The sequence below is a fragment of the Vibrio quintilis genome, assembly GCF_024529975.1.
Taxonomy (GTDB): Bacteria; Pseudomonadota; Gammaproteobacteria; order Enterobacterales; family Vibrionaceae; genus Vibrio; species Vibrio quintilis.
In genome coordinates this window covers 1,877,335-1,899,082 of record NZ_AP024897.1, presented here as the reverse complement: position 1 = coordinate 1,899,082, position 21,748 = coordinate 1,877,335, and the positions used below count along the sequence as shown (strand labels likewise).

The following is a 21,748-nucleotide window of genomic DNA, read 5'->3' as shown; positions in this document are numbered from 1 at the left end:
ATATTTCACAAATTATATGAAAGACACCGAACAGCCAACATTCTTCTTCTTCGATTACGAGACCTGGGGAACCAGTCCCGCCAAAGACCGTCCCTGTCAGTTTGCCGGCATCCGCACGGATATGGATTTCAATATTATCGGAGAGCCGCTGACTTTATACTGTAAATTGCCGCCGGATTACCTGCCTTCACCAGAGGCCGCCTTAATTACCGGCATTACGCCGCAACTTGCCAATGCCAAAGGTATGATTGAGCCAGAATTTATCAACCGGATTCATCAGGAACTTGCCAAACCTGATACAACCAGTCTTGGCTATAACAGCATTCGCTTTGATGATGAAGTCACCCGTTATACCTGCTATCGAAATTTTATCGACCCTTATGGCTGGAGCTGGCAGAACGGCAATTCAAGATGGGATTTACTCGATGTCGCACGGGCCTGTCATGCGCTCCGGCCTGACGGTATCAACTGGCCGGAAAATGATGACGGCGTCACCAGCTTTAAGCTGGAGCATTTATCGGTTGCCAACCAGATCGAACACAGTAACGCCCATGATGCCATGGCCGATGTATACGCCACCATTGAACTGGCAAAGCGAATTAAAAACGCCCAGCCAAAACTCTTTGATTACTTCTTTTCAATGCGCCACAAGCGCAAACTGACAGAGCTCATTGATATCGTCAATATGACACCTCTCATGCATGTTTCCGGCATGCTGGGGCATCAATGCAATTATACATCCTGGATTGTGCCTGTTGCCTGGCACCCGGTGAACAAAAATGCGGTCATAGCAGTTGATCTGGCAAAAAATCCTCAGCCTTTATTCGATCTGTCTGCCGACGAATTAAGAGAACGTCTGTACACCCGGCATGATGATTTGGCTGAAGGAGAATTGCCTGTTCCGGTGAAACTCATCCATTTAAACAAATGCCCGATTCTTGCACCGGCAAAAACACTGACCGCAGAGAACGCTCAGGTAATAGGTATAGACCGGGAAGCCTGTTTACAAAATCTGGCCGCCTTAAAAAGCGCCCCCGTGATCAGAGAAAAGCTGCTTCAGCTGTTCAGTGAGGAGAGGCAATATCCGGACGACAATAACGTCGATACCATGCTTTATCAGGGATTCTTTAATCCGGCAGACAAAGCCGCGATGGAAATTATCCGCGAGACACCGCCTGACATTTTAGGAGAGCTTTCCCTTTCTTATCAGGATCAGAGAATCGCTCCCCTGCTGTTCCGCTACCGCGCCAGAAACTTTCCGGACACGCTGAGTTATCAGGAACGCCAGCAATGGCTGAGCCACTGTCAGGATTATTTCACCAGTCATATGGATGATTATATTCTCAGGCTGGAAAATCTTGCAGTTGAGCATGAACAGAACGAATCAAAAATCCAGATCCTGAAATCCATTTATCAGTATGTTGCCGGTGTGACTTCCTGACCCCGTCGGGTTGATTGAATTGTGCAGCATCAATCTTGTTTTTACCCAAAGTGGATCACAAAATGTTTCAAGTATTATTAAGATATCTCATATCTTTCTGCGTTATATTTATCTGTCTGTGGGCTGGTTTAACCCTGCAACACTGGCTCCATCTCTCCATTCCGGGTAGTGTCATCGGCATGATCATCCTGTTCATGCTGCTTTCATCCGGCGTTTTACCTGTCAGTTGGGTTCAGCCCGGTGCAAGCCTGTTTATCCGCTATATGGTGTTTCTGTTCATCCCGGTCAGTGTTGGACTAATGAGTCATTTTGACACATTGATCGAAAACGCTTTTTCCATTTTTCTCAGTGTAGTTGTCGGCAGTGCCATCGTGCTTATCTGCATGGGAACAGTGCTGGATCGCTATCTGAAACGGAAGGAGCAATAATGATGTGGCTTGTTATTACAATTATCGTCTTCCTGTTTTCCCGCTGGCTGTGTAGTCAGTGGAAAAATCCGCTGGCAAACCCGCTGCTTCTCAGTGTCATCATCCTGATCTCAGCACTGATGTTGCTCGGTGTGCCGTATCCGGCCTACGCCAAAGATACAGCCGTAATCAATTTTTTGTTGCAACCTGCAGTTGTCGCTCTGGCTTATCCGCTTTATGAACAATTACCACAAATCCGGGCCAACTGGCGGGTGATTCTGGCCGCCTGTACCGTCGGCAGTATTATGTCGATGATTTCAACCAGTCTGATTGCTGTTTCCCTGAACACAGACAGCACACTGATCGCAGCGCTGTTGCCTAAATCAGTGACCACACCGATTGCAATGGAAATCACCAGTACTTTAGGCGGGGAGGCTTCTATCACCGCAATTCTTGTTGTGATTGCCGGGCTATTCGGAGCTGTCTGCGCTTATCCTGTTTATAAACGACTGAATATCACTCACCCGATAGCGAAAGGGCTGACGATGGGTACAGTGTCGCATGCATTAGGCACAGCAACCAGTGCAGAAAAAGCCCCGCAGGACGCGGCTTTCAGCTCACTGGCCCTGGTCTTATGTGGCATTATCACGTCTATTCTGGCACCGTCATTCTATGCGCTTGCCATGTGGATTGCAGACATCATCCACTAAATCCCATTCTCTCCTTCTTTGCCGGAACAATAATCATCCGGCAAAGAAGACATCATACGATTTCCCCTCAATCCGAGCGTTTTTCATCATCATTCTTCGTATCACCACTCATTTATTTTGAAATAAATCACAAATGCAATGAAATAAGTCATGACTGTCACGTAATATTTATATACATATCACACTCTAAACGAAAATCTAGGCTAATATAAAAAAGTTGATTACTTCAGAGAAACAATGAGATGACCATAAACATCGCCCACGCCCTGACAAAAATTCCGACAGAATTACGCTCATATCTGGCCCCAGTCTTATCTCATCATGAATTTTCAGGTCAGTTAACGCCACATCAGGTGAATCAGTTGGCCAGTATGGCAAATGTTGCCGAAGCAACTCTTCCGCTCAGCTTGCTTCCTTTAGCGGCTGCATATGCCCTGACACCTATCTCAGGTTTTCAGGTAGGCGCAATCACCAGAGGCGTATCAGGAACATTATATTTCGGTGCCAATATGGAGTTTGCCAGAACACAAATGGGGCAAACGATTCATGCGGAGCAGGCAGCAATTGCGCATGCCTGGATGTCTGGTGAGACGATGCTGACGGATATTATCATCGACACACCACCCTGCGGACACTGCCGACAGTTCATGAATGAACTGACCGGCTCTGAGAAACTACACATTCAGTTACCTGACAAACCCGCCAGATTATTACGCCATTATCTGCCTGAAGATTTCGGCCCCGGCGATCTGGGAATCACTTCCGGTTTAATGGCTGAAAAAAACCATAACAAACACATCGACACATCAGATGAACTGGTTTTGTGTGCAATCCGGGCATTAAACCAAAGCCATGCACCTTACAGTGAAAACTTCAGCGGTATCTCTGTTCAGATGGCTGGTCAGCAAATCTATATGGGTTCTTATGCTGAAAACGCCGCATTTAACCCCAGCCTGCCTCCCCTTCAGGTCGCTCTTGTTCAGGCCAGAATGGGTGGTCATGAACCCGATGAAATACAGCGGGTCGTACTGGCTGAAATGAAAAATGCCAAAGTGAGTCATTTTACCGACACACAATACATGCTTGAGCAAATCAACCCATCTCTCAAATGTGAATATCATCAGATTGACTGAAAATCACCAGCCGTCTTTTTTGCCGGGAAAATCAATCAGCGCGGCTTTCCCGGCGATACCCTGACAAAAACTATTTACCATCACGACAAACCATATTGACCGGATTTTCATTTTATTGATGATACCGCGCAAACGTTTGCTTTCATCCGAAAAATCAGTATGATTGCCGCAAAATCTGAATGATGAACAGAGGTTATGGCATGTTTGGAACAGCAACTACAAAAAGCGCGACGCGGGTTCTCCTGTTGGGCTCCGGTGAATTAGGCAAAGAAGTTGCCATTGAATGCCAAAGGCTTGGACTTGAAGTGATTGCGTGTGATAAATATGCCAATGCTCCTGCCATGCAGGTTGCCCATCGCTCTCACGTCTTTGATATGCTGGATGGTGATAAGTTACAGCAGATTATTGAACAGGAGCAGCCAGATTATGTGGTGCCTGAAGTGGAAGCAATTGCAACCAGTACTCTTGCGAAAATGGAGCAGCGAGGTGTTTGTGTCATTCCCACGGCAAATGCAACACAGCTGACCATGAATCGTGAAGGAATCCGCCGTCTGGCAGCAGAAAAGCTGAACCTGACAACCTCCCCTTACCGGTTTGCAGATAACTACAATGATTTCTGTCAGGCAGTGTCTGAAATCGGCACGCCATGTGTGGTCAAACCGGTCATGAGTTCTTCAGGTAAAGGTCAGAGTATCATTCAATCAGAAGCAGATACGGAAAAGGCATGGCACTACTCGCAGGATGGCGGACGTTCGGGTGCTGGCAAAGTCATCATCGAAGGATTTATCGACTTTGACTATGAAATTACCCAGCTCACTGTCAGTGCTGTCGATGGCATCCATTTCTGTGACCCAATCGGCCACCGCCAGCAGGACGGAGATTACCGCGAATCCTGGCAGCCTCAGGCCATGTCAGTCAAAGCACAGGAAGCGGCTCAGGCGACTGCAGAGAAAATTGTAACCGCATTAGGCGGACACGGCATCTTTGGTGTGGAGCTCTTTATCCAGGGCGATAACGTGATTTTCAATGAGGTTTCTCCCCGCCCGCACGATACCGGGCTGGTGACTTTGATATCACAAAATATGTCTGAGTTTGCACTCCATGTCCGGGCCTTTTCAGGGTTACCGGTCGGAGCGATTACCCGCGACCATCCGGCAGCCTCAGTCGCCCTGTTAGGCAATGGCTCATCGCAGGATGTCCGGTTTGAAGGGTTAACGGAGGCTCTGAAGATACCAACCAGCCAGATACGTCTGTTTGGTAAACCAGAGATCAATGGCAGACGAAGAATGGGGGTTGTACTGGCAACAGGAGAAGATACCGAACAGGCTAAAACCCGGGCACTGGATAGTGCTGCACATATAAAAATTTGCTGTTAGGAATTCATCCACTCAGATAAAACCATATCCCGGGATAAAAACTAATCCAGAGTAAAAACTTTCCCGGAATAAAAAAAGAGCAGCGACGCAGCGCTGCTCTTTTTCTGATATCGTCCAAATCATATTCTGACCAACGAACCTGCTTTCTTCATCAGAAATGGGTTGAATCAATCATCTTAATCAGCCAGTCACCTGGGATCAGCCCGTTTTCTCAATCAACCACACATCACCATCCGGAAATCCACCGGACTGCGCCGCAGGTTTCACCGCCGAAAACGCGGATAAACAGGTCACTTTGCAACGATAAAACAACTGCTCAATTTCATCTTTCTGTACAGAAAAAATCTTCTCCGCTTCATCCGATTGTGCCGGGTCTGAAGTAATCAGTAAGATTCGGCCACCAGTTTTCAACAAAGAAAGTAGCCGTTCAGCATATGGCCGTCTTTCCTGCTGCGGAATCACCGTCAGAGCTGCCCGGTCATAAATCAAATCAACGGCCGGTAATGGCGCAGTAAAAATATCGCCCCGGTAAAGATTGAGCTCATCAAACTGATATAACTCATGGGATGAATCAACCCGGGTCACAAGGGGTGTATAGAAATGCCCGGCAAAAAAATCCCTGACAGCAATTTCACTGATTTCGACACCATAGATTTCCTGATGCCGGGAGGCCAGCCAGACCAGATCTTCACTTTTACCACACAGTGGAACCAACACAGTTTCATCGGATTTTGGTAATAGTTTTGGCCAAAACTTCAGCAACAAACAATTTTCCTGAATCTGATGAAAGCTGATTTGGCCGGCAGCCCATTTATCCAGCCAGAAATCAATCTTCACAATACTAAACCTGTATAAACCGAAATGAGCTCATGCCAGCGACATAAGCTCAAATATATAATAAAGCTTCAGAGAAATCGAAAGACCACCGAAGTGGTCTTTCATTCTCAATCATTATGAGTCAATATTCTCGACCCGGGCTTTCAGCTTTTGCCCTGGACGGAACGTCACAACACGCCTCGCAGAAATAGGGATATCCTCACCTGTTTTGGGATTCCGGCCAGGGCGTTCATTCTTATCCCTGAGATCAAAATTGCCAAAACCAGATAATTTAACCTGTTCCCCGTTCTCTAACGCTTGACGTATTTCCTCAAAAAAAGCTTCAACCGTTTCCTTGGCATCCCGTTTACTAAAATCAAGCTTCTCAAACAGGTTTTCAGCCAAATCGGCCTTAGTGAGCGCCATAAACTTTCCTCAAAGCTGTACCAACCATACTGCCAGAATTGCAGTCCCAAAGCATTTTTTATCAACCAATCAACAACATATCGGCCACACGCTAAATAGTGTATGCCAACCTTATGATTTACGCCAACTTTTTTATCAAATCGATGATAAAATGCTCACATTCATCACAAAGAAAATGTATTTTACATTTAACATATTTCACAATAATTGATTGATTTAAAGATAGAATTAGTCAAAAACGTCAAAAATCAAAATAAACACCGATATTTCAGTCAATAACGGAATTTTTTTCAGACTAAATTTAAAATGCGACTCAATGAGTCAGGGTCTGTTGACTCTGAAAATATGCTTCAGATCCAAATAAAAAAAGCAGACTGATCATTGAATTTCAGCCTGCTTTATCAAAGCGTTACAGAATTATGCAATTAATCCCGCAGAGTTGCGTCATATTTACCAGAAACAGCTGCCAGAATATCAGCAACAGCTGAAGAAATATCTGATTCTTCTAATGTTTTTTCGTCAGACTGCAAAGTTAAAGCAATCGCAAGGCTCTTCTTACCTTCTTCAACGCCTTGTCCAACATACACATCAAAGAGTTTCGCGCCTTTCAGATATTGATTACCACTTTCAAGACAGGCTACAACAATATTTCCGGAATCAATACTCTGATCGACAACCAGAGCAATATCACGCCGGTTTGACGGGAACTTAGAAACTGCACCGATTTCAGGAATCACACGCTGATTTACCGCATGCCAGTCCAGTTCAAATACAACCGTCCGGCCATTCAGACCCAGCTTACGCTCCAGCTCAGGGTGAACAGTACCGATAATACCAATCTGACGCCCTTCACGCATAATTGCAGCGGTTTGCCCCGGATGCAGCGCCGGATGTTTTGCCGCAGCAAAACTATAAACGCTCTGATTTGAAGTAAGCTCAAGAATCGCTTCCACATCGCCTTTCAAATCGTAAAAATCAACAGTTTTGCTTTCCAGTGCCCAGTGCTCATCAGCCTGAGGCCCTGCGATCACACCCGCTAGCACCGGCTCCTGACGAATCCCCATTTCTGCGGCTTCATCAGGAATAAATCTGAGCCCGTATTCAAATAAACGAACACGGGGTTGCTGACGCTTCTGATTATGAACCACAGTGTTCAGCAGCCCCTGAATCAACCCCAGACGCATCGCTGACATTTCAACAGAAATAGGACTTGGTAAGATCAGCGGCTCAACATCCGGCACAATCAGTTTTTGCTGTTCCGGCTCAACAAAGCTGTACGTGATCGCTTCATGATAACCACGATCAACCAACAGATCTCTGACACGTTTTAAAGGTAAATCTGCTTCTTTGTACTGATTCATGGTCAAATCAGCCGTTGGCGCCTGCTCTGGAATATTGTCATAACCGTAAATACGGCCGACTTCTTCAATCAAATCCTGCTCAATCGCAATATCAAAACGCCAGGTTGGTGCTGTCGCATACCAGCCTTCATCTTTGACCTGAACAGGCATGCCCAGACGGGATAAGATATCTGCAACATCTTCATCCGGAATATGATGTCCAAGCAGCTTATCCAGTTTTTCACGGCGCAATAACACTTGGTTTGGCTGAGGCAGATCTGAAGCAGATTCTGCAATATTCACTGGCGCAACATCACCACCACAGATTTCAACCAACAACTGAGTGGCTCTTTCCATCGCGTCCATCTGTAATGCATGATCAACACCACGTTCAAAGCGCAGGGAGGAATCAGTGTGAAGTCCGTAACTACGGGCACGGCCTCTGATGACAGAAGGCGCAAAGAATGCACTTTCAAGCAGCACATCTGTTGTTTCTGAACTGACACCAGAACCTTCTCCACCAAAAATACCAGCCAGTGCCAGTGTTTTATGATGGTCGGCAATCACCAGCGTATCGGCGTTCAGTTTTGCTTCAGTGCCGTCAAGCAACGTCAGTTGCTCATCCTGCTTTGCCATCCGGACAACAATCCCGCCTTCAATTTTTGATAAATCGAAGGCATGCATTGGCTGACCTTGTTCCAACATCACGTAATTGGTGATATCCACAACCGGATCAATCGAACGAATACCGCAACGACGCAGTTTTTCCTGCATCCATAACGGTGTTTCTGCTTTCACATTCACGTTGCGGACAACACGTCCCAGATAACGCGGACAACCTTCCGGCGCCTGAATATCAATGGCAACCTGATCATCAATCGCTGGCTGTACAGCTTCAGTCACCGGCTCAGTAACATCAAGACGGTTCAAAACGCCAACTTCACGGGCCATGCCTCTTAGGCTGAAACAGTCCGCCCGGTTTGAGGTCAGATCAACATCAATGGTCACATCATTCAGAGACAGGAACTCGCGGAAGTCGGTGCCATTCACAGCATCTGCCGGCAACTCAAGAATACCATCAGACTCAACATCAATACCTAATTCGGAGAACGAACACAACATGCCATGAGATGGCTGACCACGTAACTTCGCTTTTTTGATCTTGAAGTCACCCGGAAGCACTGCACCGACTGTAGCAACAGCAACTTTCAGTCCCTGACGACAATTTGGCGCACCACAAACGATATCAAGCAGCTCAGCTTCGCCGACATCAACTTTTGTCACCCGTAATTTGTCCGCATCCGGGTGCTGAGCACATTCAACAACCTGCCCGATTTTGACTCCCGTAAAGGTTCCGGCAACAGGTACGACGTCATCAACTTCAAGACCTGCCATCGTGATCTGGTGAGAAAGCTCATCGGTTGTGACTGAAGGATTTACCCACTCCCGCAGCCATGATTCACTGAATTTCATTCTATTTTGCCCCTGAATTATTTGAACTGTTTAAGGAAACGAAGATCATTTTCAAAAAACGCACGTAAATCATTTACGCCGTAACGTAACATCGTGAGTCGTTCAATCCCCATCCCAAAGGCAAAACCTGAGTATTTTTCAGGATCAATTCCAACACTACGTAACACATTCGGATGCACCATACCGCATCCAAGGATCTCAAGCCATTTGCCGTTTTTTCGTCTGACATCAACTTCAGCTGAAGGTTCTGTAAAAGGAAAATAAGAAGGACGGAAACGAACTTCCAGCTCTTCTTCAAAGAAATTACACAGAAAATCATGAAGAATGCCTTTCAAATGAGCAAAATTCACATTTTCATCAACCAGCATCCCTTCAACCTGATGGAACATTGGTGTATGAGTCTGATCATAATCATTCCGGTAAACACGCCCCGGTGCAATAAACCGCAGAGGTGGCTGACTGCTTTCCATCGTCCGGATCTGTACGCCGGATGTATGAGTACGCAACATCAGCTTCGGATTAAAAAAGAAGGTATCATGATCGGTTCTTGCCGGATGATCATCCGCAATATTCAAGGCATCAAAATTGTGAAAGTCGTCCTCAATTTCAGGACCGGATTCAACCGTAAAGCCCAGCTCACCAAAAAAGCTTTCAATCCGCTCAATGGTTCTTGTGATTGGATGAATCCCACCATTTTCAATATGACGTCCAGGCAGTGTGACATCAATGGTTTCTTCCGCCAGTTTTGCTTCAAGTTCTTCGCGCTGAAGCGCCTCTTTTCTGGCACTGATTGCCTGTTGAACCGCTGCTTTGGCCTGATTAATTTCCTGCCCCGCAGCTCTGCGTTCCTCCGGTGGAAGCTTGCCCAGATTTTGCAACTGAGCCGTCAATTCCCCTTTTTTGCCCAAATACTGGACACGTACTTCGTCAAGCACAACAAGTGTGTCAGCAGCCTGTATTGCCGCAGTCGCACCGGCAATGATCTCTTGTAGATGTTGCATCGTTTCCTCATCTGCCTTCCGGCAGTTTCTGCAAAGGTTCCGTTAGGTGACCTGAATTGATTTCCTGGAAGTTTAAATCTATTTAATACCTGATTCCAAAATCAGAATAGCTCAGTCCCAGAGCTCTGTTTTCGCTATCGATACAGAAATGACCCTGAAAAATAAGCATCTTGAGGTAATAGGCACACATAGTAACGAAAGCTGCATCTAAAGCCAAATTGTAATCGCTTTTCTGCCCTTTATTGAGTAGATATACATCAGTCAGATTTGATCGGAATAAAAAATGTTACAGGCAGAATTGAAATGAAGCCGAACGAAACCAGGGAAAGACAGACCTGACGGACACAACTTAAGCGTGAAAAACTGAGAAGGTTCAAAACCGGAGAAATATTGAAGAAAAGAATCTGGAGCGACATACGAGGTTCGAACTCGTGACCTCAACCTTGGCAAGGTTGCGCTCTACCAACTGAGCTAATGTCGCATAAAGAAAGATGGTGCCCCGGGCCGGACTTGAACCGGCACAGCGCGAACGCCGAGGGATTTTAAATCCCTTGTGTCTACCAATTCCACCACCAGGGCACGCAATTCTGGATTGCGGTGCACTCATTGAAAGAGGAAACACCATCTTAGCACTGTTACATACAACACTAAATAAACTGGAGCGACATACGAGGTTCGAACTCGTGACCTCAACCTTGGCAAGGTTGCGCTCTACCAACTGAGCTAATGTCGCAAATGGAGGCGCGTCCCGGAGTCGAACCGAGGTCCACGGATTTGCAATCCGCTGCATAGCCACTCTGCCAACACGCCTTAACCAAACCGTCATGCTTGGTACGGGATGCATTCTACGGATTCGTTACCCTCAGTCAACATAATTTTTTTATTTTTGAATCGTTTGCCTATTTTACATTCAAAAGCGCTAAATAATCTTCATAAACAGATAATTCCGCGAACTAAACCCTGTTTTCAGCTGTAACTCCCCGCCCCTGAAAGTGAGTTATACAAAGCTTCAGCCGACACATCTGTATCATTTACCGTTTTTGAAGCAAAGTAAGCAGTAATAACAATCCGGAAACAATCAAGCAAGATGGATCATAACCATAAAGTACTTCACATATTCAGTATTTTATATCTTGATATATGACATTTCCGTCAGATGGATATTGTCCTGCAGAAAAGAAATTTCTATGTTAAACAACAACACAGACTATTTTAGGATGGCCAGATGAAATTTAATCAACAACATATCAATGAAATTAATCTGCTTCTGCAATTTGATCTCAATAGCCGGGATACCGGGATTAAAGTACATAAAACAGCAGAGAAAAAAACCATTGATGCCGTTCAGGCGCTTTATGACAAAAACTTATGTACGCATCCTGATGGCGGCTACCTGACTGATGAAGGAATTGAAGCAGCACAACATGCTGATCGTATTCTCCGGATTTTGTCTTCAAGCTAAACCGGTTTACGTGCCCCGCAGCTTTTGACAACACAGAGCGATATCAGATTCAATATGAAAACAATCACGATTATTGGTGCAGGCTGGCTCGGACAGCCATTGGCACATTTCCTCAATGATAAAAATTATCAGATCTTTGCCAGCCGGACTTCACAAACCGGCGCTCAGGAATTAACCGAACAGGGGCTGAAGGGATTCTGCTGTCAATTCGGTAATACGGCACCTGAGCTTGCCCGGATGCTGACTCAACAACAGGCGGAAGTTGTGATCGGATGTTTTCCTCCCGGTTTTCGCCAGAATAAATCGGTTCAATATATTCATGACTGGCAAACGCTGGTTGAACAGTCAAAGCTGGCTGGTGTAAAGAAGATCATCATGATCAGCTCAACCGGTGTCTATCCGGACCTCCCTGAAACCATGACCGAAGAAAAAGCCAGCCTCCGGCTCGCCCGGGAAGAGAGTATCTTTAGTGAAAAAAGTCGTGTTTTACTGGCGGCTGAGCAACAGGTGCTGGATTCAGGGATGGATTATGTCATTCTTCGCTGTAGTGGCCTGTTCGGCCCACAGCGCCATCCTTCCCGGTTTGTCCGCAATCTCAAACAAATCAGCCGACTGGCACCAGCAAACATGGTCCACCAGACTGATGTGATACGGGCAATCACATTTGCTATCGATCATCTCTCTTGTGAAGTGATGAATGTCACGACACCAGAAACAGTCAGCAAAGCCCTGTTTTATCAGGCAGCTATAAAGTCTGCCAAAGTAGATACACCAATGCCGCCGCTGACAGAAACCAGCGACAAACTTATCTCCGCTGAAAAGCTTTGTCAGGCTGGTTTCAAATACCGTTTTCAGACCACGCTTGAGGCACTGGCACACACAGAAATATAACCGGTTTAATCTCTCACGGCAGATACCGGGTTACAGACCCAACGCCTCTTTATAATGACGGCGACAGACGGAAATATAGCGGTCATTACCGCCGATATCGACCTGATCGCCTTCAGCAATTGCTTTTCCGGATGCATCAACCCGGACGACCATATTTGCTTTCTTACCACAGTGGCAAATGGTTTTCAGTTCCACCAGCTTATCAGCCCATGCAAGCAGATATTGGCTGCCTTCAAACAGTTCACCTTTGAAATCAGTTCTCAGGCCATAACACAGTACAGGAATATTCAGTTTATCAACGACTTCAGAAAGCTGATAAACCTGTGTACGGGTCAGAAACTGGCATTCATCGATCAGGACGCAATCAATGCGGGAAGCCTGATGCAGCGCTTGAATATCCTCGTACATATCTGTCGCATCATGATATAAATATGCATCTTCTTTTAATCCAATCCGTGAACTTACAACGCCTGTGCCAAAACGGTCATCAACGGCAGCAGTAAAGATTACCGGCGTCATTCCCCGCTCACGATAATTAAATGAAGACTGAAGTAATGTGGTTGATTTCCCTGCATTCATTGCAGAGTAATAAAAATACATTTGGGCCAAAAGAAATTCCTGTCTCTTAACGCTTAAATATAAAAGAAGGTGGCAACTGCCACCTTCTGACTCACAGAAATGATGATTATGTCATCAGATAACTATTTCTTGTCAACTGCAATTGCGACTGCCAGTTCTTCCAGCGCCGCCGGGTTTGCAAGACTCGGCGCATCCGTCATCAAACAGGAAGCAGCCGTTGTTTTCGGGAATGCAATGACATCACGGATGTTTTCTGTACCACACAACAACATCACTAACCGGTCCAGACCAAACGCCAGACCCGCATGCGGTGGTGTGCCATATTTCAGCGCATCCAGCAGGAAGCCAAATTTCAGCTGCTGTTCTTCTTCGTCGATTCCCAGTGTTTCAAATACGGCAGCCTGCATTGCAGCATCATGGATCCGGACAGAACCACCACCGACTTCATAACCATTCAGAACCATGTCGTATGCATCAGAATTTGCACTGGCAGGATTTGCGATTAGTTCTTCCGCCGTCACACCCAGCGGTGAAGTGAACGGGTGGTGCATTGCACTCAGATGACCTTCGTCATCTTCTTCAAACATCGGGAAATCAATCACCCAAAGCGGAGCCCATGCAGATAAATCCGTCAGTTCAAGATCAAGCCCGACTTTCAGACGTAAAGCACCCAGTGCTTCAGCCACAACATTCGCTTTATCCGCACCAAACAGAATGATATCACCAGTTTTTGCCTGCGTTCTGTCCAGCAATGCTTCAATCACAGGCGCTGACAGGAATTTCGCCACAGGAGACTGAACACCTTCAACACCGGCTTCGCGATCGTTAACTTTCATCCATGCCAGACCTTTGGCGCCGTATACAGAAACGAACTCAGCATAACCATCAATCTGCTTACGGGTTAATTGCGCACCGCCGGGAACACATAACACAGCAACCCGCCCTTTCGGATCATTTGCCGGACCAGCGAATACTTTAAAATCAACGTCTTTGACTAAATCAGCAACATCGATTAGCTCCAGCGGATTACGTAAATCAGGCTTATCACTCCCGAAGCGGCGAATGGCTTCACTAAACGGCATCACAGGGAATTCACCCAGATTGACATCCAGCAACTCCTGCCACATATCGCGGATCATTTTTTCAGTCACCTGACGTACTTCATCAGCCGTCATAAATGAAGTTTCAATATCGATTTGAGTAAATTCAGGCTGACGGTCAGCACGTAAATCTTCATCCCGGAAACATTTCACGATCTGATAATAGCGGTCGAAACCTGACATCATCAGCAGTTGTTTAAATAACTGAGGAGACTGAGGCAGTGCATAAAACTTACCTTTATGCACACGGCTCGGTACAAGATAATCCCGCGCACCTTCCGGCGTTGCTTTGGTGAGAACCGGTGTTTCGATATCTAAAAAGTTGTGCTCATCGAGAAAACGACGGACAAAGCTGGACGCTTTCGCTCTGAGTTTAATCCGCTCACTCATTTCAGGGCGGCGCAAATCAAGATAGCGATATTTCAAACGTTGTTCTTCGGTATTATTCTGGTTGAAATCCAAAGGCAGCACATCAGAGCGGTTAATAATCTCCAGATGTTTTGCCAGCACTTCAACTTCACCGGTTGCCATATCACTATTGATCTGACTGTCCGGACGGGCTCTGACTTCACCTTCAAGGCGAATACAGAATTCATTACGAAGCTGGTTAGCCGTTTCAAACACATCAGCCATATCCGGATCAACGACTACCTGAACTAAACCTTCACGATCACGCATATCAACAAAAATAAGACCGCCTAAATCACGACGGCGGTTTACCCATCCGCAAAGTTCCACAGGCTGTCCCACAAGGGACTTGTTCAGGTGACCACAATAATGGCTGCGCATAATGATTTTCCCAATTATCAATAATTAACTTCAAAAACAACGACTGATCTTACTCTCCTCAAGACCAGCAATATCTTACTTTGCAACGGGCGGTGGCGAAACCGCATAAATCTGCGGCCCGGCATTGACGCAAAACCAGCTGAACCCGTTGACACATTAAACAGAAAAATGTACCAAGAGACTAAATGTACAAAAAAACAGGCGCAGATTATAGCGCTAAACAATCGTGTTCTCCAAAGCGATATCACAGATTCCGGGTAATTTAATGCAAAAACCACTGAGAAATCTCCCGCTGAGGCTGGGTTTAACACTTTGGTCTCACCCACAATGGCAACAAACATTCTACGGCCGGGGAACAACAGCGGCGGAAAGACTTGAAAAATATGCTCAGGTTTTTCATACCGTTGAAGGCAATACAACCTTTTATGCGTCTCCAAGTCCGAAGACTGTTTCCAACTGGAAAGCGGCAACACAGGCTGATTTTCGTTTTACATTTAAATTACCCAAAGAAATCACCCATGAACAGATGCTGACAGGCAGCCGGGATGCTTTAAATACTTTTATCAACCTGATGGAGCCACTCCACGAAAAAACCGGGTTATGGACAATTCAGCTTCCGGCATCCTTTGGTCCGGAATATCTTCCCCGGCTGCAACAATTTTGCCGGTTTTTTCCGGCCCGTTTTCCGTTAGGCGTTGAAGTACGCCACCCAGACTTTTTTGCTAAAGGTCCGGCAGAAACCGGGTTTAATCAATGGTTAATTGAGGAAAAAATCAACCGGATTATCATGGACAGCCGCCCGGTTTTTGCCGCAAAGCCGGACTCACCAGCCATCATTGATGCTCAAAAGAAGAAGCCCCGGATCCCGGTGCATGCTCTGGCAACAGCCAGCCGGCCAATGATTCGTTTTATCGGCCACCCGGCGCTGGCTGAAAATCATGGATTCTTTCAGCCATGGCTGAATAAACTGGTATCCTGGATTGATGAAGGCCGCCAGCCTTATGTCATGATCCACACGCCGGATAACTGTCTTGCTCCGGAGCTGGCGCAGCAACTTTATACTGCCCTTCAGCAAAAAACAGCCTTACCTGCCCTTTCGGTTTTTCCTGCGGTCAGAGATCAAAATCAGCTGTCTATATTTCCTGATGACATTTCGTGATAGCGTTTCATACTGAGATATCCTGAACATATGTTTGTTCTGAAAATCTGAAAATTCACCGCTGTCCGGTCTATGCAAGATCACAGATATCGATAAAAACATCTCATCACAGGGAATGACAAAGCCGCTGTTATTTCATAAAATACGCGCCTTTTCATGGGATGCATGTCAATCAAGCCATGCCAGTTGTTCGGATCATGAGGTCAGTATGAGTTATAAAGACACTATCTTTTCAGCCCCAATCGATAAAATTGGCGATTTTTCGTTTGACGCCCGGGTTGCTGAAGTCTTTCCTGATATGATTCAGCGCTCCGTTCCCGGCTACAGTAATATTATTTCTGCGATTGGCATGATGGCCGAACGCTTTGCTCAGCCGCACTCAAATATTTACGATTTAGGCTGCTCTCTGGGGGCTGCAACACTTTCCGTCCGGCGTCATATCCGGCATGACGGGTGTCAAATCATTGCCGTTGATAATTCGCAGGCGATGGTTGAGCGTTGCCGGCTCCATGTGGATGCTTACCGGGCCGACACCCCGGTAGATGTGGTTCAGGCAGATATCAGAGAAGTCAGTATCAATAACGCTTCCGTGGTCATTCTCAACTTTACGCTGCAGTTTCTGCCACCGGATGACCGGTATCAGCTGCTGAATCAGATTTATCAGGGACTCAACCCTGGTGGTGTGTTGATTTTATCCGAGAAATTTGTTTTTCCGGACGAAGAAGCCAATGAGTTGCTTATCGATCTGCATCATGATTTCAAACGCGCCAACGGATACAGCGAACTTGAAATCAGCCAGAAGCGCAGTGCGATAGAGAATGTCCTGCAGCCCGACAGTATCGAAACGCACAAAGCACGTTTCCGGGATATTGGTTTTTCCAGTTTCGACGTCTGGTTCCAGTGCTTTAACTTTGGTTCGATGTTCGCCGTGAAGTAAGCAGTAAGACACCGGACTATACCCAAATGACCTCAAGATGCAGGATTCAGAACAGGTTCAGTTCAAGGAAAATAACCGAAGGAATGATGACGCCTTTTGAGGTGGTTTGACGCAGAAATGAACCTGTTGATGCGCTCCCGAAGGGCGAGATTGAGGTCACTTGGGTATAAAATACTTCATTCAATGTTAACTCTTTAATTGAAACCACAAATCAGTGGTATGGTTTGAAATGTTTGATTTTGCTAATTTTTACCAATTAATCGCGGCAGATCCCGCCTTACAACCGTGGCTGAACGCCTTACCCGGTAAGCTGACTGAATGGCAGAACCAGGCCCATGGTGATTCAGAACGCTGGTTAAGAACCCTGAAGAAAATATCTTCGGACAAGCCAGATATTATCGAGCTGAAAGACCGGGTTGCCGTCGCGAATCATGAGGCACTGCCCACCGGAGAACTGAAAAAGCTCGAAAGCATTTTAAAGACACTCCATCCGTGGCGAAAAGGCCCTTATCATCTTCATGATATTCATATTGACACGGAATGGCGTTCTGACTGGAAATGGGAACGGGTTTTACCGCATATCTCACCGCTGAAACACAGAAAAGTGCTCGATGTTGGTTGTGGCAACGGCTATCACATGTGGCGGATGCTTGGCGAAGGTGCACAACTATGTATTGGTGTTGATCCCTCCCACCTGTTCTTAATTCAGTTTGAAGCTATCCGCAAACTGATGGGGAATGATCAAAGAGCTCACCTGCTGCCCCTTGGAATTGAAGATATACCGGAAAGTGAAGCTTTTGATACAGTGTTCAGCATGGGCGTTCTGTATCACCGCCGCTCACCATTAGAGCATCTCCAGCAGTTGAGAAACCAATTAGTACCCGGCGGTGAGCTGGTTCTGGAAACACTGGTTATTGAAGGCGATGAGAACGCCGTTTTAGTACCGGTTGACCGCTATGCTCAAATGCGTAACGTCTATTTCTTCCCGTCCTCCAAAGCACTGGCTGTCTGGCTGGAAAAATCTGGCTTTACCGATATCGTCATCGCAGACGAAAATGTAACCAGTACAGAAGAACAGCGAACAACCGGCTGGATGACACATAACTCTCTTCCTGATTACTTAGATCCGGCAAATCCTTCAAAGACTGTTGAGGGTTACCCGGCTCCCCGGCGTGCAATTTTAGTCGCCAGAAAATCATAATTGACATACATCTAACGTGCGATAGCCGAAATCGGAGTAGGCTATCGCAAAAGTCTGGGATCTCTTCAATCTAACCGACACAGATTCATAATGTAAGTAAGAAAGATAAGGTTGCTCATGTTGAAAAGGCTTGCACTGATGATGGCAATTTCTGCGCTCACCGGGTGTTCTTCTGTCAAAGAAGACAATTTTCATAAGGAAACACTTTCCGCGATAAAAAATGCTGAGCTGAGTATTTCTCAACGCCTGACAAATCTGGAGCTGCAATCAAGCCATCAGGCCAAATATATTGATGGCTTAGAAACAGAAATAAACTCGCTGAAGCACCAGATGACCCGGCTGAATCAGCACATGTATCAAATCAGAAAAAAGGATAAATCTGAGCAAAAAGCGGCCTCTGATATTCAGCAGGAAACCGAATATCCGCCGGTTCAGGACGTTCCTGCCAATAAAATTATTTTGGGCCGGGTTGAACATGTCACCATCGATTCGATTCAGCAAACCTTCAATGCCCGTGTCGATACAGGTGCCGCGACCTCATCGCTAAATGCCGCGAATATTGAAGAGTTTGAAAGAAACGGCAAAAAATGGGTTCGGTTTCATTTGTCAGAAAAAACGGCTGATTCATTAAAAAATCACTGGATAGAAGCGCCGGTCATCCGGTACGTGAAAATTCGCCAGTCAACCAATAATGAAGCGGAGCGGCGCGCCGTCGTTAGTTTGTGGGTCAGTGTCGGCAAGATACATGAGCGAACCGAATTTACCCTGGCCAATCGCTCACACATGAGCCATCCGGTTCTGCTGGGACGGGAATTCATCCGGGATATTGCCTTGGTTGATGTCAGCCGCAAATTCATCCATACACCCAACAGTAAAAGCAGTAAGAATAAATCATGACCTCACGTGTTCCGTTTTATATTTGTATACTCATCCTGATTGCAACCGGGGTTTATCTGAGTGTATTTCGCCATCAGGTTTACGGTGTGCCATGGACGCCGGGGGAAACGCGTCAGGTCTGGGATATAGAAGCCCGGATCCAGCTCTACGCTCAGGGAAAAGCCGTTAAAGTGTCTCTTGCTGCGCCGGATACTCAAAACGGTTTCACACTCATCAGTCAGTCGGCATCGTCTCCTGGTTACGGCGTCACTTACCTGGAGTCAGAGAAAGGCCGCAGAGCGGAATGGTCAGTCCGCCATGCCAGTGGACCGCAAACCATTTATTACAAGACACAATTTCTGGTCGATCCACATGCTCAGGCGATCCCAAAACCTCCGCAATATCCGCCTGTCCCGCCCAGATTTACCAAACCGGAAGAAGCGGCAGCTACCGCATTGATTCACCATGCCACACGCCTATCATCCGATGACACAACATTTGCCCGAGAGCTCATCAAAGCACTCAATGATACAGAAAGTCAAAACGCTCAGCTGCTTTTAAATCAGCTGGCAAAATTTAAAGTTACCCAGGAACTTCTCTCGTATTCCGGTATTCCCAATAAAATTGTCGGTGTGCTTCAGCTAAAAGACGGCAGACGCCGTCAGAATATCGAGCCCATGAATCAGATCTGGGACGGAAAACGCTGGGTAGTGTTAAATCCTAAAACCGGAAAACAGGAAACGCATCCGGATTTACTGGTCTGGGATGAATCCAATATCTCTTTGCTGGATGTCACCGGCGGCAAGAACAGTCAGGTTCAGTTCAGCATGATTACTCAGGATATTTCCGCTCAGGAAGCGACCAACAATAAAGTCAGTGCAGATGGATTACTGAATCTGTCAATCCACAGCCTGCCGTTAGAAGAACAGGCCATGTTCAAAACGATTATGCTAATCCCGATTGGTGCGCTGATCGTCGTGTTTCTCCGGGTGATTATCGGTTTGAAAACATCAGGTACATTCATGCCGGTCTTAATCGCCGTGGCCTTTGTTCAAACCCAGCTTTTGCCTGGCATTGCCGGATTTCTGCTGATTGTCGGAACCGGGCTCATCATCCGAAGCTACTTATCCCGGCTTAATCTACTGCTGGTATCGCGAATTTCCGCCGTCATCATTGCGGTGATCCTGATGATCGCTTTATTCACCGTGCTATCTTTCCGGCTGGGAATTTCTGAAGGGCTGACAATTACCTTCTTCCCGATGATTATTTTGTCCTGGACGATCGAACGGATGTCCATTTTATGGGAAGAGGATGGCGCGAAAGAAGTCGTTCTGCAGGGGGGTGGTTCACTGTTTACCGCAATTCTGGTGTATCTGGGAATGACGAATTCCTACATTCAGCACCTGACGTTTAACTTCATCGGTATCCAGTTCATTATTCTGGCTGTCATTCTGCTGCTTGGTACTTATACCGGTTATCGGCTGACAGAGCTGAAACGCTTCAAGCCACTGGCGGAGGAGATATGATTCTGAGCCGGTTAGCCTCCCCTTTCCTGCTGAAAAGCAAAGGTATTCTGGGTATGAATCAGCGTAATCACAGTTACATCGGACGTTATAATGACCGTGCACGTTACCCTTTGGTTGATGACAAACTGAAGACTAAAATCATCGCAGAACAGGCCGGATGTACTGTGCCTGAACTCATTGGTGTGATCCGCAGTCAGCATGAGGTAAAAAAAATCCATCAGCTTGTCAGGCAGTGGCCTTCTTTCGTGATTAAACCTGCATGTGGCAGTGGCGGGAAAGGTATACTGGTCATTGCTTCTCATCAGGGAACAACCTACACCAAACCTTCTGGCGCAACGATTACCGAAGAAGATTTAGAACGACATATCAGTAATGCACTGGCCGGGCTGTTTTCTCTGGGCGGTAAGAATGATGTGGCTATCATCGAGAACATGATCCAGTTTGATTCATGCTTCAATGGCTTTAGTTATGAAGGTGTGCCTGATGTACGTGTGATTGTTTTTCAGGGCTATCCGGTGATGGCGATGATTCGCCTTTCAACCAAAGCTTCAGACGGGAAGGCAAATCTTCATCAGGGCGCTGTTGGCGTCGGCATTGATATTGCCAGCGGGCAGGCAGTGCGCGCGGTCCAGTTTGGCCAGCCTGTGACGCATCATCCCGATACCGGCCGCGATTTATCTGAACTGAAAGTGCCTCACTGGGAGCGTCTACTGGTACTGGCCGCCAGTGCCCGGGAAATGACCGGGCTGGGCTATATCGGAACCGACATGGTACTTGATAAAGAACAGGGGCCGATGGTGCTGGAACTCAATGCCCGTCCGGGTCTTGCGATTCAAATCGCCAATGGTGCCGGGCTGTTGCCCCGTCTGAAGCATATCGAGCACATCAAACCATCCTTCGCCCCCCCTTCCCCGCTACAACGGGTCAGATATTCACAACGTCAGTTTGGTCAGAATCTTTCCTGCGGCATAAAGTTCAGTGAAAAAGCGATTGCAGAATGATTGTTAAACGATGCTCCGGATGAAATAAAGTTTATACCCAAACAACCAGAAGATGCATGATTCAGCGTGCAGCCGAAAGGCACAGTTCAGGGAAAGAGAATGCA

The 21,748-nt window shown here is 46.6% G+C and carries 19 protein-coding genes and 4 tRNA genes; 13 read left to right on the top strand and 10 right to left on the bottom strand.

The window, feature by feature from the left end; translation table 11 throughout:
- Window positions 1-16: 16 nt before the first annotated feature.
- From sbcB to purT, 5 genes are all read left to right on the top strand, one after another.
- Window positions 17-1,441, top strand: a complete 1,425-nt coding sequence (gene sbcB, locus OC443_RS08975; protein WP_073581822.1) for an exodeoxyribonuclease I — start codon at window positions 17-19, stop codon at window positions 1,439-1,441.
- A gap of 62 nt (window positions 1,442-1,503) precedes the next feature.
- On the top strand, window positions 1,504-1,869 hold the full coding sequence (locus OC443_RS08970; protein ID WP_073581820.1) for a CidA/LrgA family protein: 366 nt from the start codon (window positions 1,504-1,506) through the stop codon (window positions 1,867-1,869).
- Between the two features lie 2 nt (window positions 1,870-1,871).
- Window positions 1,872-2,558 carry an LrgB family protein gene (locus OC443_RS08965; RefSeq protein ID WP_073581884.1) on the top strand — a complete coding sequence of 229 codons (687 nt, stop codon included), beginning with the start codon at window positions 1,872-1,874 and terminating at the stop codon, window positions 2,556-2,558.
- Between the two features lie 242 nt (window positions 2,559-2,800).
- Entirely contained in the window at window positions 2,801-3,691 is an 891-nt protein-coding gene (cdd, locus tag OC443_RS08960) for a cytidine deaminase (protein WP_073581818.1), read from the top strand.
- 200 nt (window positions 3,692-3,891) lie between these two features.
- A complete protein-coding gene (gene purT, locus OC443_RS08955) occupies window positions 3,892-5,067 on the top strand; it encodes a formate-dependent phosphoribosylglycinamide formyltransferase (RefSeq protein ID WP_073581817.1) in 1,176 nt (391 codons plus the stop codon).
- A 198-nt stretch (window positions 5,068-5,265) separates the two neighbouring features.
- On the opposite strand, the gene OC443_RS08950 is transcribed toward purT, so the two are convergent.
- From OC443_RS08950 to OC443_RS08915, 8 genes are all read right to left on the bottom strand, one after another.
- Window positions 5,266-5,904: a class I SAM-dependent methyltransferase gene (locus OC443_RS08950; RefSeq protein ID WP_073581815.1), complete on the bottom strand. Its 639-nt coding sequence runs from the start codon at window positions 5,902-5,904 to the stop codon at window positions 5,266-5,268.
- A gap of 114 nt (window positions 5,905-6,018) precedes the next feature.
- Entirely contained in the window at window positions 6,019-6,309 is a 291-nt protein-coding gene (gene ihfA / locus OC443_RS08945; protein WP_073581813.1) for an integration host factor subunit alpha, read from the bottom strand.
- A 425-nt stretch (window positions 6,310-6,734) separates the two neighbouring features.
- A complete protein-coding gene (gene pheT / locus OC443_RS08940) occupies window positions 6,735-9,122 on the bottom strand; it encodes a phenylalanine--tRNA ligase subunit beta (protein ID WP_073581811.1) in 2,388 nt (795 codons plus the stop codon).
- 17 nt (window positions 9,123-9,139) lie between these two features.
- Window positions 9,140-10,123, bottom strand: coding sequence for a phenylalanine--tRNA ligase subunit alpha (gene pheS, locus OC443_RS08935; RefSeq protein ID WP_073581809.1), 984 nt, complete (start codon window positions 10,121-10,123; stop codon window positions 9,140-9,142).
- A 405-nt stretch (window positions 10,124-10,528) separates the two neighbouring features.
- Window positions 10,529-10,604, bottom strand: a tRNA-Gly gene (locus tag OC443_RS08930).
- 11 nt (window positions 10,605-10,615) lie between these two features.
- Window positions 10,616-10,702: transfer RNA gene (locus tag OC443_RS08925), tRNA-Leu, on the bottom strand.
- Between the two features lie 78 nt (window positions 10,703-10,780).
- A tRNA-Gly gene (locus OC443_RS08920) sits at window positions 10,781-10,856 on the bottom strand.
- Between the two features lie 3 nt (window positions 10,857-10,859).
- Window positions 10,860-10,933, bottom strand: a tRNA-Cys gene (locus OC443_RS08915).
- A 415-nt stretch (window positions 10,934-11,348) separates the two neighbouring features.
- Between OC443_RS08915 and OC443_RS08910 the strand changes: the two genes are divergently transcribed.
- Window positions 11,349-11,585, top strand: coding sequence for a TIGR02647 family protein (locus tag OC443_RS08910; protein WP_073581807.1), 237 nt, complete (start codon window positions 11,349-11,351; stop codon window positions 11,583-11,585).
- 54 nt (window positions 11,586-11,639) lie between these two features.
- Window positions 11,640-12,476, top strand: coding sequence for an NAD-dependent epimerase/dehydratase family protein (locus OC443_RS08905; RefSeq protein WP_073581805.1), 837 nt, complete (start codon window positions 11,640-11,642; stop codon window positions 12,474-12,476).
- A gap of 30 nt (window positions 12,477-12,506) precedes the next feature.
- Here OC443_RS08905 and OC443_RS08900 read toward each other — a convergent pair whose 3' ends face one another.
- The gene (locus OC443_RS08900) at window positions 12,507-13,085 is read right to left on the bottom strand and encodes a thymidine kinase (protein ID WP_073581803.1); all 579 of its coding nucleotides are present in this window, start codon (window positions 13,083-13,085) and stop codon (window positions 12,507-12,509) included.
- A gap of 92 nt (window positions 13,086-13,177) precedes the next feature.
- Window positions 13,178-14,944 (bottom strand): aspartate--tRNA ligase, encoded by a 1,767-nt coding sequence (aspS, locus tag OC443_RS08895; protein WP_073581801.1) that lies wholly within the window; start codon window positions 14,942-14,944, stop codon window positions 13,178-13,180.
- Between the two features lie 277 nt (window positions 14,945-15,221).
- Between aspS and OC443_RS08890 the strand changes: the two genes are divergently transcribed.
- The 6 genes from OC443_RS08890 to OC443_RS08865 all read left to right on the top strand — a co-directional run bounded on the left by OC443_RS08890 (window position 15,222) and on the right by OC443_RS08865 (window position 21,644).
- The gene (locus OC443_RS08890) at window positions 15,222-16,103 is read left to right on the top strand and encodes a DUF72 domain-containing protein (protein ID WP_073581882.1); all 882 of its coding nucleotides are present in this window, start codon (window positions 15,222-15,224) and stop codon (window positions 16,101-16,103) included.
- 208 nt (window positions 16,104-16,311) lie between these two features.
- Entirely contained in the window at window positions 16,312-17,040 is a 729-nt protein-coding gene (cmoA, locus tag OC443_RS08885; RefSeq protein WP_073581880.1) for a carboxy-S-adenosyl-L-methionine synthase CmoA, read from the top strand.
- Window positions 17,041-17,269: 229 nt separating this feature from the next.
- Window positions 17,270-18,241: a tRNA 5-methoxyuridine(34)/uridine 5-oxyacetic acid(34) synthase CmoB gene (cmoB, locus tag OC443_RS08880; protein WP_073581799.1), complete on the top strand. Its 972-nt coding sequence runs from the start codon at window positions 17,270-17,272 to the stop codon at window positions 18,239-18,241.
- A 117-nt stretch (window positions 18,242-18,358) separates the two neighbouring features.
- Window positions 18,359-19,138 carry an ATP-dependent zinc protease family protein gene (locus tag OC443_RS08875; protein WP_073581797.1) on the top strand — a complete coding sequence of 260 codons (780 nt, stop codon included), beginning with the start codon at window positions 18,359-18,361 and terminating at the stop codon, window positions 19,136-19,138.
- On the top strand, window positions 19,135-20,643 hold the full coding sequence (locus OC443_RS08870) for an inactive transglutaminase family protein (protein ID WP_073581795.1): 1,509 nt from the start codon (window positions 19,135-19,137) through the stop codon (window positions 20,641-20,643). The genes OC443_RS08875 and OC443_RS08870 overlap by 4 nt, the downstream gene beginning before the upstream one ends.
- Complete coding sequence (locus OC443_RS08865; RefSeq protein WP_073581793.1) at window positions 20,640-21,644, top strand: alpha-L-glutamate ligase-like protein; 1,005 nt, start codon at window positions 20,640-20,642, stop codon at window positions 21,642-21,644. The genes OC443_RS08870 and OC443_RS08865 overlap by 4 nt, the downstream gene beginning before the upstream one ends.
- Window positions 21,645-21,748: the final 104 nt, after the last annotated feature.